The 16,654-nt window shown below is 57.4% G+C and carries 15 protein-coding genes; 7 read left to right on the top strand and 8 right to left on the bottom strand.

From position 1 onward, the window contains the following. Window positions 1-80: 80 nt before the first annotated feature. The gene (locus tag ACI7MX_RS05925; RefSeq protein WP_405584153.1) at window positions 81-1,634 is read right to left on the bottom strand and encodes a phospholipase D family protein; all 1,554 of its coding nucleotides are present in this window, start codon (window positions 1,632-1,634) and stop codon (window positions 81-83) included. Window positions 1,635-1,646: 12 nt separating this feature from the next. Further along, complete coding sequence (locus ACI7MX_RS05920) at window positions 1,647-3,083, bottom strand: PLP-dependent aminotransferase family protein (protein WP_314482843.1); 1,437 nt, start codon at window positions 3,081-3,083, stop codon at window positions 1,647-1,649. Window positions 3,084-3,252: 169 nt separating this feature from the next. Between ACI7MX_RS05920 and ACI7MX_RS05915 the strand changes: the two genes are divergently transcribed. Beyond that, the gene (locus ACI7MX_RS05915) at window positions 3,253-3,498 is read left to right on the top strand and encodes a DUF1127 domain-containing protein (RefSeq protein WP_314482846.1); all 246 of its coding nucleotides are present in this window, start codon (window positions 3,253-3,255) and stop codon (window positions 3,496-3,498) included. Between the two features lie 4 nt (window positions 3,499-3,502). Here the strand turns inward: ACI7MX_RS05915 and ACI7MX_RS05910 are convergent, their stop codons facing one another. Continuing rightward, window positions 3,503-4,804 carry an FAD-binding oxidoreductase gene (locus ACI7MX_RS05910; RefSeq protein ID WP_314482849.1) on the bottom strand — a complete coding sequence of 434 codons (1,302 nt, stop codon included), beginning with the start codon at window positions 4,802-4,804 and terminating at the stop codon, window positions 3,503-3,505. A gap of 147 nt (window positions 4,805-4,951) precedes the next feature. Between ACI7MX_RS05910 and ACI7MX_RS05905 the strand changes: the two genes are divergently transcribed. Continuing rightward, window positions 4,952-5,305: a YkgJ family cysteine cluster protein gene (locus tag ACI7MX_RS05905; RefSeq protein ID WP_026014186.1), complete on the top strand. Its 354-nt coding sequence runs from the start codon at window positions 4,952-4,954 to the stop codon at window positions 5,303-5,305. 186 nt (window positions 5,306-5,491) lie between these two features. Here ACI7MX_RS05905 and ACI7MX_RS05900 read toward each other — a convergent pair whose 3' ends face one another. Then, window positions 5,492-5,980 (bottom strand): Lrp/AsnC ligand binding domain-containing protein, encoded by a 489-nt coding sequence (locus tag ACI7MX_RS05900; RefSeq protein WP_122786194.1) that lies wholly within the window; start codon window positions 5,978-5,980, stop codon window positions 5,492-5,494. A gap of 156 nt (window positions 5,981-6,136) precedes the next feature. On the opposite strand from ACI7MX_RS05900, the gene dadA reads away from it, so the two are divergent. The 5 genes from dadA to ACI7MX_RS05875 all read left to right on the top strand — a co-directional run bounded on the left by dadA (window position 6,137) and on the right by ACI7MX_RS05875 (window position 10,202). Further along, the gene (gene dadA / locus ACI7MX_RS05895; protein WP_122786195.1) at window positions 6,137-7,438 is read left to right on the top strand and encodes a D-amino acid dehydrogenase; all 1,302 of its coding nucleotides are present in this window, start codon (window positions 6,137-6,139) and stop codon (window positions 7,436-7,438) included. Then, window positions 7,410-7,763: a RidA family protein gene (locus tag ACI7MX_RS05890; RefSeq protein WP_314482861.1), complete on the top strand. Its 354-nt coding sequence runs from the start codon at window positions 7,410-7,412 to the stop codon at window positions 7,761-7,763. The genes dadA and ACI7MX_RS05890 overlap by 29 nt, the downstream gene beginning before the upstream one ends. Before the next feature lie 100 nt (window positions 7,764-7,863). Beyond that, window positions 7,864-8,937 (top strand): alanine racemase, encoded by a 1,074-nt coding sequence (gene alr, locus ACI7MX_RS05885; protein ID WP_314482864.1) that lies wholly within the window; start codon window positions 7,864-7,866, stop codon window positions 8,935-8,937. Window positions 8,938-9,064: 127 nt separating this feature from the next. Further along, window positions 9,065-9,613, top strand: a complete 549-nt coding sequence (locus ACI7MX_RS05880; protein ID WP_122786198.1) for a cupin domain-containing protein — start codon at window positions 9,065-9,067, stop codon at window positions 9,611-9,613. A 169-nt stretch (window positions 9,614-9,782) separates the two neighbouring features. Further along, window positions 9,783-10,202, top strand: a complete 420-nt coding sequence (locus ACI7MX_RS05875) for a c-type cytochrome (protein WP_405584162.1) — start codon at window positions 9,783-9,785, stop codon at window positions 10,200-10,202. Between the two features lie 78 nt (window positions 10,203-10,280). Here ACI7MX_RS05875 and ACI7MX_RS05870 read toward each other — a convergent pair whose 3' ends face one another. The 4 genes from ACI7MX_RS05870 to ACI7MX_RS05855 all read right to left on the bottom strand — a co-directional run bounded on the left by ACI7MX_RS05870 (window position 10,281) and on the right by ACI7MX_RS05855 (window position 16,571). After that, a complete protein-coding gene (locus ACI7MX_RS05870) occupies window positions 10,281-11,021 on the bottom strand; it encodes an SDR family oxidoreductase (RefSeq protein WP_405584165.1) in 741 nt (246 codons plus the stop codon). 323 nt (window positions 11,022-11,344) lie between these two features. Then, entirely contained in the window at window positions 11,345-14,407 is a 3,063-nt protein-coding gene (locus ACI7MX_RS05865) for an efflux RND transporter permease subunit (RefSeq protein WP_405584168.1), read from the bottom strand. Beyond that, entirely contained in the window at window positions 14,404-15,483 is a 1,080-nt protein-coding gene (locus ACI7MX_RS05860) for an efflux RND transporter periplasmic adaptor subunit (RefSeq protein WP_405584171.1), read from the bottom strand. Before ACI7MX_RS05860 ends, ACI7MX_RS05865 begins: the two co-directional genes overlap by 4 nt. After that, complete coding sequence (locus tag ACI7MX_RS05855; protein WP_314482880.1) at window positions 15,480-16,571, bottom strand: efflux RND transporter periplasmic adaptor subunit; 1,092 nt, start codon at window positions 16,569-16,571, stop codon at window positions 15,480-15,482. The genes ACI7MX_RS05860 and ACI7MX_RS05855 overlap by 4 nt, the downstream gene beginning before the upstream one ends. Window positions 16,572-16,654 lie beyond the last annotated feature (83 nt).

The raw sequence follows: 16,654 nt of genomic DNA, 5'->3' as shown, positions 1-16,654 counted from the left end.
GGTCGTTCTCTGAAAGCCTCGCTTCCCTTTAACGGGGGCGAGGTTTTTATGGCCTTGCACTTGCTCCCCGCTCCCTGCGGTCAGAGCATCTTCTCCAGCCCGACACGTTTGCTGAACCACGCATTAAGTCGGCGCCACCAATTGCCCGGTTCATGGCGCAAGGTGTGCAACTGGCCATTGTCTTCAGTCACCCAGACAATTTTTCCCTGCTCCAGAACCGGCTCATAACTGAGGTCGGGTGCCATGCCCTGCAACGCCAGTTCGCGAGCTTGAGCGGCCAGCTCAGGGCTATCAACCAATACACCGACCTCGGTGTTCCACAATCCGGAACGCGGGTCGAAGTTAAATGAGCCGATAAATGACTTTTGCTGATCGAAGATCATGGCTTTGCTGTGCAAGCTGGAGTCACTGCTCATGCTGGTCTTGAACAGATGGGGGCCGCTGCCGCTGGTGCTGCCCGGCTGGCGGCGCAGCTCGTACAACTTAACGCCATGTTCAAGTAATGCCTTGCGATACGGGGCATACCCGCCATGCACGGCGGGCACATCGGTGGCTTCCAGCGAATTGGTCAATAAACGTACATCGACGCCAGCGTCTGCCCGGCCGGTGAGGTACACCAGCCCTGTTTCCCCCGGTACAAAATAGGCCGAGACCAAAATCAGTTCTTTGTTCACCGCCGCCAGATCCGGCGCCAGCTGCGTTGTCAGCAATAAATGCGGGTCAGGCTCATCCTTGGCCAAGACCTTGCTCGGAGCATCCCAAAGCGCCTGATTCCAGGCCCAGATAAGGTCTTTTCGCCATGCGTCCAACTGCGGGTTGGTTTCATAAGATGCCAATTGTTGATAGAGCGTAGGGTTGCTCTGTTTTGCCAGTTTCAGCGACGCCTCCAGTACCGCGCGTGCCTGAGCCAGTTCCTGGGTTGAAAGGCGGGTCGAGACAAAATCGCCAATGAGTTGGCTCAGGGCGCTGTTCCAGTATTGATCGAAGCTTTGCCCCAGTTGCTCGGCCACCGGGCCAACGCCCAGCAAGTCGATGTCGGTGAAATTGAGGTCAGGCTGAGCATCGAAATATTCATCGCCCAAATTGCGCCCGCCGACAATCGCCGCACTGTTGTCTGCCAGCCACAGCTTGTTATGCATGCGCCGGTGCTGGCGTGAAAGGTTGAACAGACGACCCACGGCCCGGGTTACGCCCGTGCTGCGGCCCAGTTGCAACGGGTTGAACACGCGAACCTGAATATTGGGATGGGCGGCCAGCGTGGCCAGAATCTCGTCCAGTCCGTCGCTTGCCGTGTCATCGAGCAGTATGCGCACGCGCACCCCGCGGTCTGCCGCTTTGAGCAGTTCATCCACCAGCATGCGGGTACTCAAGCCGTCATGGACAATGTAGTACTGCAAATCCAGGCTGCTTTGCGCCCTGCGGATCAGTTCGGCACGGGCCCGGAATGCTTCGCTGCTGTTAGGCAGCAAGCGAAAACCCGAGCGGCCATTGTAGGCCGCTGCCTGACTCTGAATGGACCGCCCAAAGGATGACGTCGCTGCAGGCGTGGCCTGACTCGATTGTCGGGGTTCATCCAAGGTGCTGCACCCTCCCAGTAACAGTGCGAAGAACAGTGTGCAGAGTGCTTTCAACATGCGATGCCCCGCTCAACTGTCAGCACGTTCAACCACATCCATCAACAGCGCGCTGGCCGCGGCCCCGACCTTGCGCACGGCCTCTTCAACCTCAGACGTAGGCTTGGCAGCGTAGTTCATCCGCAAGCAGTTACGGTACTTGCCCGAGGCTGAAAAAATGCTGCCCACGGCGATCTGTACACCTTGGCCAAGCAACACGCGATTGAGGCGTAAACTGTCAAACCCTTCCGGCAGCTCAAGCCACAGCATAAAGCTGCCCTGCGGTCGGCTGGCGCGAGTACCGGCGGGGAAGTAGCGGCTCACCCAGCTCAGCATCAGGTCTCTATTGCGCTGATATTGAGTGCGCATTTTGCGCAGATGGGGTTCGAAATGACCGTTTTTCAAAAAGTCGGCCACCGCCAATTGTGGTTGTGGCGCCGTGGAGCCAGTGCTGATGTATTTCATGTGCAGCACACGCTCCAGATAGCGCCCGGGCGCGACCCAGCCCACGCGTAACCCGGGGGCCAGGGTCTTGGAGAACGAGCTGCACAACAGCACCCGGCCATCGTCGTCGAACGACTTGATGGTGCGCGGGCGTGGGTAGGTGTAGGCCAGCTCGCCATACACATCGTCTTCGATAATGGCCACATCAAAGCGCTGCGCCAGTGTTACAAGCGCCCGTTTGCGTGCCTCGGGCATGATGTAACCCAGCGGGTTATTACAACTTGGGGTGAGCTGTATGGCTTTGATCGGCCATTGCTCCAGGGCCAGCTCCAAAGCCTCCAGGCTGATGCCGGTCAGCGGGTCGGTGGGAATTTCCAGCGCCTTCATGCCCAGCCCTTTTAGGGTTTGCATGGCACCGTGAAAACTGGGCGAGTCGACGGCCACAATATCGCCCGGTTCGCACACTGCCCGAATGCTGCAGGACAGCGCTTCATGACAACCCGTGGTGATCACCAGATCCTCGGCACCCAACTGGCAGCCCGAGTCGAGCAGCAAACGCGCCAATTGCTCGCGCAGGCTTAGCACGCCGTAAACGTTGTCGTAATACAGCCCAGGCGCATCCTGACGCCGACTGATCTGCGCCAGGCTGCGTAGCAATGGTTTCAACGTGGGCGTGGTGACGTCGGGCATGCCGCGGCCTAACTGAATGACGTCCTTGTGTGGCACCGAACGCACCAACTCCAGCACCTGTTCCCACTGAGAAATTTCTACAGGCCGCTGGGCAGGTTTGCCCATGCCCGGCAGTGCCGGCAGCTCACGCTCCATCGGCACAAAATAGCCCGATTTGGGGCGAGGTGAGGCAAGGCCGTTGTCCTCCAGCAAGCGGTAAGCCTGTTGCACGGTGCTCAGGCTCACCCCGTGTTCAGCGCTTAAGGCGCGCACCGAAGGCAAACGGTCGCCGGGACGATAAAAACCTTGCTCGATGCGCGTACCCAGAAGGTCCGCAAGATTCACATAAAGGGTCATGGCCCGACTCTCTGAAGAATAACCAGTACAGATGGCGCTAAAACTAAGGATTCAGCGCCTCGGCAAGGGTTTCTGTATGGCTTTAATAACTACTTGCTGAATCTGTCATGGTTTATAGCTCGCGGCCATGATGCTGACTCCTGTCACCTGAGTCAAAAGGAGCTGCCTGATGAATGGTTTGAGCGATGTGCGCCTGACGTTGCACGGCCCTCAGTTAGAAGCCGAGCACGAAGCCGTGAAAGACGTTTTTCGAGCCTGCAGCGCCCCTGCCGGTTTGGGGCGCTGGGGTTTATTTGCCCATCGTTTCAACACGCGTCGTGTCTTGCGCACTCTGGACGCAGATCAACTGCGCGACGTTGGATTGAATCAAGAGCAGGCCCGAAGAGAAGGCTGCAAGCCGTTTTGGCGTTCATGAGCACTTAACGAAGCTCTTTGAGTCGATGCCACAGCATGCCCAGAGCCAGCAGGGGTGAGCGCAGGTATTTACCGCCGGGGAAGGTGATGTGTGGGACTTTAGCAAACAAATCGAAGCCATCACTGTGTTGGCCGCTGATCGCTTCGGCCAGTAACTTGCCTGCCAAATGGGTGGCGTTCACGCCATGACCCGAATAGGCCTGGGCGTAGTACACGTTAGGCTGATCGTGCAGGCGGCCAATTTGCGGCAAACGGTTGGCGCCGATGCCAATCATACCGCCCCACTGGTAGTCGATTTTAACGTTAGCCAGCTGCGGGAATACCTCGAGCATTTTCGGCCGCATGTAAGCGCCAATATCTTGCGGGTCACGGCCCGAGTAATGACATGCGCCGCCAAACAATAAACGCCGATCCGCGGAAAGCCGGTAGTAATCCAGCGCCACACGCTGATCGCAGACGGCCATATTTTGTGGCAACAAGGCGTGTGCTTGGGCTTCACTCAATGGCTCGGTGGCGATGATGTAACTGCCTGCAGGCAGCACTTTGCCACTGAGTTGCGGGTTGAGGTCTTTCAAGTAGGCATTACACCCCAGCACCAGACTCTTCGCCCGCACCGTCCCTAAAGCCGTATGAACCTTCACTTCTGGGCCGTAGTCGATGCGGGTAACGGCGGAGTTCTCGAACAGTTGAACGCCCAGCTGTTGCGCCGCCGCTGCTTCGCCCAACGCCAGATTCAGCGGGTGCAAATGGCCTGAGCCCATGTCGATCAGGCCACCGACATAACGGTCAGACCCCACCACGCTGCGCATCTCACTGGCTTGGAGCAAGCGTGTTGGGTGGCGATAACCCAGGCTGCGCAATTCTTCGGCCTCTTCGGCAAAACCCTCGAGGTCGCTGGGTTTATTGGCCAAGTCGCAATACCCCCAAGTCAGGTCGCAGGCAATATTGAAACGCTCGACGCGCTGGCGAACGATTTCCACCGCCTCCAGGCCCATCAGTTTCATTTGCCGCACGCCTTCCTTGCCGATGACGCCTTCAAACTGTTCAAGGCCGTGGCCGACACCGCGAATAAGTTGACCACCGTTACGACCGCTGGCGCCCCAGCCGATCTTGTGAGCTTCTAGCAGGATGACACTCATGCCGCGCTCGGCCAGTTCCAGTGCCGTATTGAGCCCAGAAAAGCCGCCGCCCACGACGCAGACATCGGCCACCCACTCGCCTTGCAGCACCGGATGATCAGGCTGCGGCAGGCTGCTGGCGGCGTAGTAAGAAGCGGTGTGCTGGCTGCGCTGAACAGGGGCGTCCATGTGCGTAATCCCGATTAGGTGTGTTTGGAAAATTTTACGGAGCATAAGCCGCGCCCTTCACATGGGGCAAGAACAGCCAGACGGCGTTGTTCATTGCATGGCTTTTGGGGCAGACTTTGCGGCCTTTTCACATCCGGTAAGCCTTAGATGAGCTGCAACAGTCATAAAATCCGCTTTCTCAGGCAGCAAATTCCGTCATTCGACTGCGTGCCGGGTTGCCATGATTGCTGTGGGCCGGTGACCACCTCATCCGAAGAAATGGCACGCTTGCCGCGCAAAACGGCGGCAGAGCAAGAAGCCGCTATGGATGAATTGAACTGTGTGCACTTGGGGCCTAACGGCTGCACGGTGTATGAAGAGCGCCCACTGATTTGCCGCCTGTTCGGCACAACCCCGACGTTGCCGTGCCCCAATGGTCGGCGCCCGGTCGAGCTGATTCACCCGAGCGCCGAAAAATTGGTGCATGAATACATCGCCAGTACGCGGCAGGTGTTGGTTTAAAAGGCCCCTCACCCTAACCCTCTCCCAAAGGGAGAGGGGACTAAAGGCAAAAACAGAGCAGTGCAACACCACAATTGGGGCCTTCTCCTTATTTAAAAAATAGGAGGACTAAAGGCAAAAACAGAGCTGTGCAGCACCCCAATAGGGCTCCCTCTCCCTCGGGAGAGGGCTGGGGTGAGGGGGCAGTCAATCCGCAATCGGCAAGCACAGACTCTCTTTCACTTCCTCCATTACGATATAGCTCTTGGATTCGCGCACATGGGGCAGCTTGAGCAAAATATCGCCCAGCAATTTACGGTACGAGGCCATCTCGCTGATACGCGCTTTTACCAGGTAGTCGAAATCCCCCGACACCAGATGGCATTCCAGCACATGGGGCAGTTTCAGCACTGCGCGGCGAAACTCATCAAAGGTATCGCCTGACTTGTAATCCAGGCTGATCTCGACAAACACCAACAAGCTGCCCTGCAAATGCTGCGGGTTAAGCCGGGCGTTGTAGCCCATGATGATGCCTTCGCGTTCCAGCCTGCGTACCCGCTCTGTGCAAGGTGTGGTCGACAGCCCGACCTTGTCTCCAAGCTCGGTAAACGAGATGCGCCCATCCGCCTGCAAGATGCGCAAAATGTTGCGATCAATCTTGTCCAATTCCCGCTTTGTTTGATGATTTGTACGCATAGGAGATTCTCCTTTGTGAAAAGCGTTTTCGCCGAGAATTGTCGCCAAATATAGCTGCTTATACAGTGAAATCCACTGACCAATGCTTCTTATACTTCGCTCATCTTCGCTTTGAACAATAAACGTCTGCGGCTGGCCGCGATGAGGGAAATAAATATGCGAGTTATGGTATTGGGTGGCGGCGTTATTGGTACTGCCAGCGCCTATTATCTGGCCCGAGCCGGTTTCGAAGTGGTGGTCGTCGACCGTCAGCCAGCCGTTGCCATGGAAACCAGCTTTGCTAACGCCGGCCAGGTGTCTCCTGGCTATGCTTCGCCGTGGGCTGCGCCGGGCGTACCGCTCAAAGCGATCAAGTGGCTGCTGGAGCGTCACGCGCCTCTGGCGATCAAGGCCACAGCCAACATTGATCAATACCTGTGGATGGCGCAGATGCTGCGTAACTGCACCGCCAGCCGTTATGCCGTCAACAAGGAACGCATGGTTCGCCTGTCCGAATACAGCCGCGACTGCCTTGATGAACTGCGCGCTGAAACCGGTATTGCTTACGAGGCGCGAAACCTCGGTACGACGCAATTGTTTCGAACTCAAGCTCAGCTTGATGGTGCCGCCAAAGACATTGCCGTGCTCAAGGAGTCAGGTGTTCCGTTCGAGCTGCTCGACCGCGCCGGCATTGCCCGGGTTGAACCAGCGCTGGCCAGTGTGACCGACATTCTGGCCGGTGCCCTGCGTCTGCCCAATGACCAGACGGGTGATTGCCAGATGTTCACCACACGCCTGGCTGAAATGGCCAAGAATCTGGGTGTCGAATTCCGTTTCAGTCAGGATATTCAGCGTCTGGACTACGCGGGCGATCGCATCAACGGTGTGATGATCGACGGCAAGCTCGAAACCGCTGACCGCTACGTACTCGCACTGGGCAGCTACTCGCCGCAGATGCTCAAGCCGCTGGGGATCAAGGCGCCGGTATACCCTCTCAAGGGTTATTCGATGACCATCCCGATCACTAACCCGGCGATGGCGCCGACTTCAACGATTCTGGATGAGACCTACAAGGTCGCCATTACCCGTTTCGATAACCGCATCCGCGTCGGCGGCATGGCTGAAATCGCCGGTTTTGACCTGTCGCTGAACCCGCGTCGGCGTGAAACGCTGGAGATGATCGTCAACGACCTTTATCCTCAGGGCGGTGATTTGTCTCAAGCCAGCTTCTGGACAGGCTTGCGGCCAACCACACCGGATGGCACGCCGATTGTGGGCGCCACCCCGTTTAAAAACCTGTTCCTGAACACCGGGCATGGCACACTCGGCTGGACCATGGCCTGCGGCTCCGGTCGCTTCCTCGCTGACGTGATGGCCAAAAAGACGCCACAGATCAGCGCCGAAGGCCTTGATATTTCCCGTTACGGAAACCACCAGGAGACTGCAAAACATGGCAATCCAGCGCCAGCTCACCAATGAACGCATGAGCCAGATTGTGGCTCATAACGGGATTGTTTATCTGTCCGGCCAAGTCGGCGATGACATGACCGCCGGGGTTGAACAGCAAACCCGTGAAACCTTGAAAAATATTGAGCATTTGCTGGATCTGGCAGGCACCGACAAAACACGCATTCTTTCAGTGACGATTTATTTGAAAGATATCGATGCCGATTTTGTGGCCATGAACCGTGCGTGGGATCAATGGCTGCCGAAAGGCGTTGCCCCTGCCCGCGCAACGGTTGAAGCCAAATTGTGCGAACCGGAAATTCTGGTTGAACTGTCCGTTATCGCCGCGCTGCCCTAGATCCATTGATGCAGTAAAGAGTCCCTCTTGCGGTGCAGCACGTGGCTTGCCACGGGTGAGCGCCGCTTTTTTATTCAATAGCCGTTAGAAGTCCGCCGCCATGCGCCCAGCCCGTGCCCTGATCGACCTTCAAGCCCTGCGTCATAACTATCAACTGGCCCGCGAGGTGACAGGAGCCAAGGCGCTCGCTGTGATCAAGGCCGATGCCTACGGTCATGGTGCCGTGCAGTGTGCCCAAGCGCTGGAAGCCGAGGCCGATGGTTTTGCTGTGGCCTGTATCGAAGAAGCGCTGGAGTTGCGGGCGGCGGGCATTCGTGCGCCGGTGCTGCTGCTTGAAGGTTTTTTTGAAGCCGATGAGCTGCCATTGATCGTTGAACACGACATGTGGTGCGTCGTCCATTCGTTGTGGCAGCTCGACGCTGTTGAACAGGCCGCGCTCAGCAAACCGATTCACGTGTGGTTAAAACTGGACAGCGGCATGCACCGGGTTGGCTTGCACCCCAGTGATTACCAGGCCGCGTATCAGCGCCTGCAAGCCAGCGCCAATGTTTCCAAAATAGTACTGATGAGCCACTTCGCCCGCGCCGATGAGCTGGACAGTGTGCGCAGCGTCGAACAAGTGGCTGTATTTCTCGGCGCTCGCGCTGCTCTGACAGCTGAAGTCAGTTTGCGCAACTCGCCCTCTGTGCTGGGTTGGCCGAAGGTGCCGAGTGATTGGGTACGTCCTGGGTTGATGCTTTACGGGACCACGCCCTTTGAAGAGCCGCAGGCTGTCGCCGCGCGCCTGCAACCGGTCATGACCTTGGAATCCAAGGTCATTTGCGTGCGTGAGTTACCGGCGGGCGAACCGGTGGGTTATGGCGCTAAATTCGTTACCCCGAAACCGATGCGTATTGGCGTGGTGGCGATGGGTTATGCCGACGGCTACCCACGTCAGGCACCCACCGGGACGCCGGTTCTGGTGGACGGTGTTCGTAGCCAGTTGTTGGGCCGCGTCTCGATGGACATGCTGTGCATCGATCTGACCGATGTGCCGCACGCCGGTCTTGGCTCAACCGTTGAGTTGTGGGGTAAAAACATTCTTGCCAGCGAAGTGGCCGCTCAGGCGGACACCATTCCTTACCAGATATTTTGCAACCTTAAACGAGTGCCACGCGTCTATTCCGGGGCTTGATAGGTTGTATCCAACGTGTGGGGCCAATGGGGCGCACAGGTTTGAAGTCGAAGTGTTGTAAATACTGAACGCTATCGCCATGATGGCGACTTCTCGACCTGAATCTGATCCCTAGGAGGCTCCCGCATTGGACGTCGGTGAACGACTGCAATCCATCCGCAAACTCAAAGGCTTGTCACAGCGTGAACTCGCCAAGCGCGCGGGCGTCACCAACAGCACTATTTCGATGATCGAAAAGAACAGCGTGAGCCCTTCAATAAGCTCCCTGAGAAAAGTGCTGAGTGGCATTCCCATGTCTATGGTCGAGTTTTTTTCCGAAGAGATCCTTCAGGAAAAACCGACACAGATTGTTTACAAAGCCAATGAACTGATCGATATCTCTGATGGCGCCGTGACCATGAAACTGGTCGGTAAGGCCCATCCGAGTCGCGCGATTGCCTTTCTGAACGAAATTTATCCACCGGGCGCAGATACCGGGGACGAAATGCTGACCCATGAAGGCGAAGAAACCGGCATTTTGGTTGAAGGCCGGCTGGAATTGACCGTAGGTCTTGAGACTTTCGTGCTTGAAGCCGGCGACAGCTATTATTTTGAAAGCGCCAAGCCACATCGTTTTCGTAACCCGTTCGACGTTGCAGCGCGGCTAATCAGCGCAGCCACTCCGGCGAATTTCTAAGAAAAGAGGCGCCCTGCACACGTGCAGAGGCACCCGTTGTTGTATTTCGCCACCGCTAATGCCCCCTTTAAATATAGGGTTGTTTCACAGTGGCGGGCTAACCGTTATACTTTCGCCGCCTGCAAAACCGTGGTTGTGGGCGTGAATAGCCACCATTGAGGGTGAACGCGTGAACCTGATTTCGAAAATGCTGGCTGTACCAGCCGCCGTGTTAGCCCTTTGGGCCGTCACCGCTCAAGCCTCAACCCACGACGACATTGCCAAGCGTCTCGAACCGGTGGGTAAAGTGTGCGTGCAGGGTCAGGAATGCCAAGGGATGGACGTGGCCGTTTCTGCCGCAGGTGCTGCTAAATCGGCTGACGACATCATTGCAACCCATTGCACCGCTTGCCACAGCATTGGCTTATTGGGAGCGCCCAAAGTGGGTGACACCGCGGCCTGGAAAGAACGTGCTGACAAGGAAGGCGGGCTAGATGGGCTTTTGGCCAAGGCCATTACCGGGTTGAACGCCATGCCGCCTAAAGGCACCTGTTCTGAATGTTCAGATGCCGAGTTGAAGTCAGCCATCGAGAAGATGTCGGGTTTGTAATAAGCGATCTGATGCAAAAAAAGCCGCTGAAAAGCGGCTTTTTAGTTCGATTTATCTGTATCAACGCCAATAGCCGGTTTAAACCAGACCGCCATTGCCCCTTAGCACTTGTCCGTTGACCCATGCCGCCTCCGGGCTCACCAGGAACGAGACGATATTGGCAATGTCTTGTGGCTGACCTAAACGCTCCAGAGGCGGCATTTTTGAAAACGCCTCAATCTGTTCTTCGGTCTTGCCGTGCAGGAATAATTCAGTCGCCACCGGCCCCGGTGCAACGGCGTTGACGGTGATCTGCCGACCACGTAATTCTTTGGCAAACACGTGGGTCAGCGATTCTACTGCCGCCTTGCTGGCGATATACACCGCATAACCGGGCAGGTTCATGCCCACCGTGCTGCTGGAAAAATTAACAATTCGCCCGCCACTGTTCAGTCGGGTGGCCGCCTCACGCAAGGTGTTGAAGGTGCCGCGAGTGTTGATGCTGAAGGTCTGTTCAAAATCTTCGTCGCTGTAGTGGGCCAAGGGTAGAACCTTGAGCACACCGGCGTTATTGATCAACACATCCACCTTGCCCAACTGTTGTTCGGTTTCATCAAACAACCGCGCCACGTCGGTGGCATTGGCCACATTGGCCTGCACCGCAATGGCTTGATGCCCGGCCTCTCGCAGCTCAGCCACCAGCGCTGTGGCTTCACTGGCGCTGTTAGCGTAATTGATGACGACAGCAAAACCTTCTTTAGCCAATTGCTGGGCAATGACGGCGCCGATGCCGCGTGAAGCGCCCGTGATGAGGGCGACTTTAGGGTTGGCTGTACTCATGGCAACACTCCGCAATGTCTAAGGCGTTTGGCTAGGTTTGCATGTCAGGTTTCTGGGATAAAGAGGGAGAATTTGATAGCGGTATTCGTAAATTCACAATAATCCCTGTAGGCGCTCTGTTGCGGGTCAAGCTGAGTTTGAAGCCGCTGACGAGGCACGAAGGCTGCGATGGGCGGTAAAGCCGCCCTAAAACCTGACGCAACAAGGTGTCTCATTTCGCGACCGCTTCTCGCTCGATCGCAGCCTTCATCAGCGACTACAAGCGTCTACAAAGTTGGATGAAGCGTTGTGGAGCCTCAACCGACGGCTCCTGCAAAGTCATCTTATGCGTGCGCAGGCGGTGTGTCTTTGCTCTCCTTGATTTTGTACCAGGCCACGTACAGCGCTGGCAGGAACAACAGGGTAAGCAAGGTGGCGGAGATGATGCCGCCAATCATGGCGTAGGCCATCGGGCCCCAGAACACATCGCGGGCGATGGGTATCATGCCCAGACTGGCCGCCGCCGCCGTCAACAAAATCGGCCGACGGCGGTGCTGGGTGGCTTGCATCACGGCGTGCCACGGGTCATAGCCGTCCCGTTCGTATTGGTCGATCTGAGTGACCAGAATCACCGAGTTACGCACGATGATGCCCACCAGCGCCAAGATCCCTAATATCGCCACGAAGCCCATCGGCGTACCCGTAGGCACCAGCGCCAGCACCACGCCGATCAGGCCCAGCGGCGCGACACTCACCACGATGAACATTTTCTGCACGCTTTGTAGCTGGATCATCAGGAAAGTGGCCATCAGAAACAGCATCAAGGGCACCACTTTGGCGATAGGGCCTTGGGCTTTGGCGCTTTGTTCGACTGTACCGCCGGTTTGCAGGGTGTAGCCTTGCGGCAGGTTAGCGGCGAACTTATCGACCTCAGGTTTAAGCAGTGCGACCAGATCCGTCGGTTGGATTGAACCGCGGACCGAGGCCTTGAGGGTCAAGGTGGGGATGCGGTCACGGCTCCAGATCAGCGGTTGCTCCAGCTCATAGCGCACGGTGGCAAATGCCAAAAGCGGGATGGAAGTGCCGCTCGGCGTGGTGATCTGCAGGTTAAGCAGGGTTTGTGGGGTGTCGCGTTCATTGCCAATGGCCCGGCCGACAATGTTGATCAGGTAGATATCGTCTTTGACCTGGCTCACGGCCGCGCCGCTGACAATACTGTTCATCACGTTCGCAACGTCTTCGGACGACAACCCGAACTGGCGGGCTTTGTCCTGGGCAATGTCGACGCGCAGCACCTTGCCCGGTTCGTTCCAGTTAAAGATGGTTTCGCCCACGTTGGGGTTCGCGTCGAGTACCGAGGCCAGATCCAGAGAATATTTGCGCACCAGATCGACATTGCTGCCGCTGACCCGGTATTGCAGGGGCTGCCCCACGGGCGGGCCCAATTCGAGGGTGTGGACAAAGCTGCCGACCCCGACGAAATCTTCGCGCAGGCGTTTGTTCAGACGATCCATCAGGGCATCGCGACTTTCAAGCCCGCTACTGACGATGACCAGTTGGGCATAGAAGGGGTTTTGCAGTTGCTGATCCAGTGGCAGGTAGAAACGAATCGCCCCTTCCCCGATATAGGAGCTCCAGCGCAGGATGTCCGGGTCACCCTTGAGGGTGTCTTCAAAGCGCTGGGTGACTTTGAGGGTTTCTTCAATCGAGGCGTTTTGCGGCAGGTTCAGGTCCACCAGTATTTCCGGGCGGTCAGAGGCCGGAAAGAACTGATTTTGTACAAACGTCATGCCGACGATCGACAGCACAAACATCAGCACCGTCGCGCCAATGGTCCACCAGCGATTGCGCATGCACCACAACAGACCGGTGTCGAAGGCATGGGCCAGGCGCCCCGGTTTTTCGGACTTGGGTTTGACCTTGGCGCTGAGGATGTGCACGCCCAGAACGGGGGCGAACAAGACCGCCACCACCCAGGAGACCAACATCGCTACGGCAATCACGGCGAACAAAGTAAAGGTGTACTCACCCGCCGAGCTGTTGTTGAGGCCAATGGGCACAAAGCCGGCCACCGTGACCAGGGTGCCGGTGAGCATCGGAAACGCCGTGGAATGGTAGGCGAAGGTCGCGGCCTGTTCCTTGGTTTCGCCCAGTTCGAGCCGCGTGATCATCATTTCTACCGTGATCATCGCGTCATCCACCAGCAGGCCGAGGGCGATGATCAGTGCACCCAGTGACACACGCTGCATGGCAATGCCGGTGAACTCCATGAACACGAACACCAGGGCCAGCACCAAGGGGATCGAGATGGCGACCACCAGCCCTGCGCGCAGGCCAAGGCTGATAAAGCTCACGGCCAGTACGATGATCACCGCTTCAAACAGCGCGCTGGTAAAGCCGCTCACGGCCACTTCAACCACTTGCGCCTGATCGGACACCATGTGCACGTCCACGCCTACCGGCAGTTCTGCGGTCAGGTCGTTGATGCGTTGTTGCAGTTGTTGGCCAAACTCCTGGATGTTGCCGCCATCGACCATGGCAATGGCCAGACCGATCGCGGGTTTACCGTTGTAATGGAACATCGGCGTGGCCGGGTAGACGTAACCGCGGCTAATGTCTGCAATGTCGGCCAGTCGATAAAAGCGGTCATTGACCCTCAAGTTGACCGCCTCAAGGTCGGCCACGCTGTGAAATTGACCCGAGGTGCGCACTGACATGCGCTCCGGCCCCGCCTCGATGACACCCGCCGGGGTCACGGCATTCTGTGCTTGCAGGCTTGAGAGCACCTGTTGTTGATCCAGGCCCAGCGCGGCCAGTTTGCGCGTGGAGAAATCCAGGTAGAAGGTTTCGTCCTGCTCGCCGATGGTCATGATCTTGCCGCGATTGGGCACGTCGCGAATGCCGGTGCGTACCTTTTCGACGTAATCGCGCAGCTGGCGCATGGTAAATCCATCGCCGGTAAAGGCGAAGATGGTGCCGTACACATCACCGAATTCATCGTCGAACCCAGGGCCTTGAATGCCTTGGGGGAAATCGCCGCGAATGTCGCCGATTTTTTTCCGCACCTCGTACCAGATATGCGGGATGGCATCCGCTTTAGTGGTGTCTTTGAGGAACACAAACACCGTTGATTCGCCCGGTCGCGTGTAGCTTTGCACGTAGTCGAGCGAGTCCAGTTCTTCGAGCTTTTTCTCGATGCGATCAGTGATTTGCAGGCGTGTTTCATCGACCGTGGCGCCCGGCCATTTAGCCTGGATCACCATGGTTTTGATGGCGAAGGAAGGGTCCTCTGCGCGCCCTAGGTTGATATAAGAAAAAATCCCGGCAACGGCGGCCATGAACATCAGATACCAGACAAAAGACTGATGCTTGAGCGCCCACTCGGACAGGTTGAAGTTGCCATTCATTGCGCGCTTTCCTTATCGAGTTTGACGGTCTGTCCGGGCGTAAGGCTGTGCACGCCATAGCTGACCACGTAATCGCCGGCTTTCAATCCCCCTTCCAGCAGCACGGTTTTCTGATTGCGGCGCACTATATTGACGTCCTGCGGGGTAACGGTGTGGGTGGTTTTGTCGATGATCCACACGCGGGTATGGCCGTCAGTTTCTTGCACGGCGGTGAGCGGTAATGAGTAGTGTTCGGCAATTGGTGAGGTGACGGTCACGCTGACCGAGCTGCCCAGGCGAAAGGCTGGCGGCGTTTGATCCAGGGTCAGACGCGTGCGCCGGGTGCGGGTGGCGCTGTCGGCTTGCGGAGCAATTTCTCGCACATGTGCCAGCGTGTTGACGCCCGGGTCGAGCTGACCGGCGACGCGGAACTCAATACCTTTGGGCAGGGCTTCGGCCAACGGTCCCGGTAAATCAATCACGGCTTCTTTTATGTCCGGGCGGGCCAAGGTCACCACCGACTCACCGACGCTCACCACTTGCCCGGCCTCGGCCTGCCATTGAGTGATGACGGAGTCATGGTCGGCGCGCAGGTTGCAGTAACTGAGCTCATCCTTGGCCTGATTGACGGCCGCTTGGGCTTGCTGCGCCGAAGCTGCCGTGGTTTTGAGATCCGCTTGTGCCGTGTCCAATTGCGCTTGAGCGCCAACCCCTCGGTCAAACAATTCTTGTTGGCGACGGGCATTGGCTTGGGCGTTGATCAGTTGGGCCTGTACTTTAGCCAGATCGCCTTGGGCTGCACGCAACTGATTCTGCTGATCGGTGGGGTCGAGGTTAGCCAGAATATCGCCCTGTTTGACCACCGCGCCGACATCGTAATTGCGCCGCACGATACGTCCCGGCACCCGAAAGCCGAGGGTGCTCTCGTAGCGCGCTTCGATCGTACCGGCAAAGCGCCCCAGGTTGTCGCTGAGCAAGGGTTGCGCCACGACATACAACGCCGGACGAATGGGCTCTGGCGCTTCTTTTTCAGAGCAACCCAGCAGGATGGCAGCGAGTGGCAGCAGCCATAACGGGTGGCGGGGAATGCGGCTCATAATTGTGTCCCCTGCGCCGGGAGCGGTACCACTTCGACCTTCATGCCGGGGTGTAACAATTGACCGCCTGCGACCACGACGTTTTCTCCATCCTTGAGGCCTTCGCTGACAATCACGCTGCCGGTCAGGTAACGGCCGACTTTGACGCGCTGGAGCCGCACATTGTTTTGTGCATCCGTAATCCACACGGCGGGTTCGCTGACATCTTTGGTCAAGGCAGACCACGGCAACTCGATGCTGGGGCTTGGATGCGGGGTGAGGTTAACGGTAACGATTGAGCCCAAATCCATTCCTTTGGGCAGTGCGTCCAGTTGCACCTTGATTTGCAAGGTGCCGCTTTGTGCCGACACCGTGGGGGTGATTTCGCGAATCTGTCCGTTCACGGTGATGGCCGGGTTGCTCAGCAACGTAACCTGCACGGTGGGGTCTTTGGGCGGTTCGATAAACAGCGATTCATACACGTTGAACACCGCGTCGCGGGCGCCATCCCGGGCCAGGGTGTAAATCGGCATGGTGGCCTGCACCACTTGACCGACCTCGGCCTGCCGCGCCGTAATCACCCCCGGCGCCTCCGCTTCCAAATCAGCGTAACTGAGTTGTTCGCGCGCGTTGGCCAGTTGCGCCTGTGCCGCTGCCAATGCGCTTTTTGCACTCAATTGGGCCGCATTGGCCGCATCGTATTCGCTTTGGCTGGTGTACCCCTTGGGCAGCAATTTTTGCTGGCGAATAAACGCAGCGCGGGTTTGCACCACTTGGGCTTGTTGCGCATTAACGCCAGCTTGCGCTGTTTCGACTTGAATTTTCAGGTCTTTGGGGTCAAGGCGGGCTAACACTTGATGGGCCTGGACATGGTCGCCCACATCCACCTTGCGTTCGATAATCTTGCCGCCCACGCGAAAAGACAGCTGCGTTTCAACCCGCGCTTGAATATCGCCGCTGAGCTGAATGGGGGGCGCAAGTTCGCGGGTGCTCACTTGCTGCACATACACCCGTGGTGCCAGCGGCTCTTGGGGGCCTTCCTTGCTGCACGCTGTCAGGAATACCAACAGGCTCAAGCCCAAAATGCTCGTGTTCAGTGGACCCGCCATGCATGCTCCTTTGCGTGATGCTGATTAACATTCCGATACGACTGACAGCGTAGAACAGCGTTCAGTAACTGTGGGACTCTTAT

It is taken from the genome of Pseudomonas sp. 2024-210 (assembly GCF_045062345.1).
Taxonomy (GTDB): Bacteria; Pseudomonadota; Gammaproteobacteria; order Pseudomonadales; family Pseudomonadaceae; genus Aquipseudomonas.
This window is presented reverse-complemented; position numbering and strand designations above follow the sequence as displayed.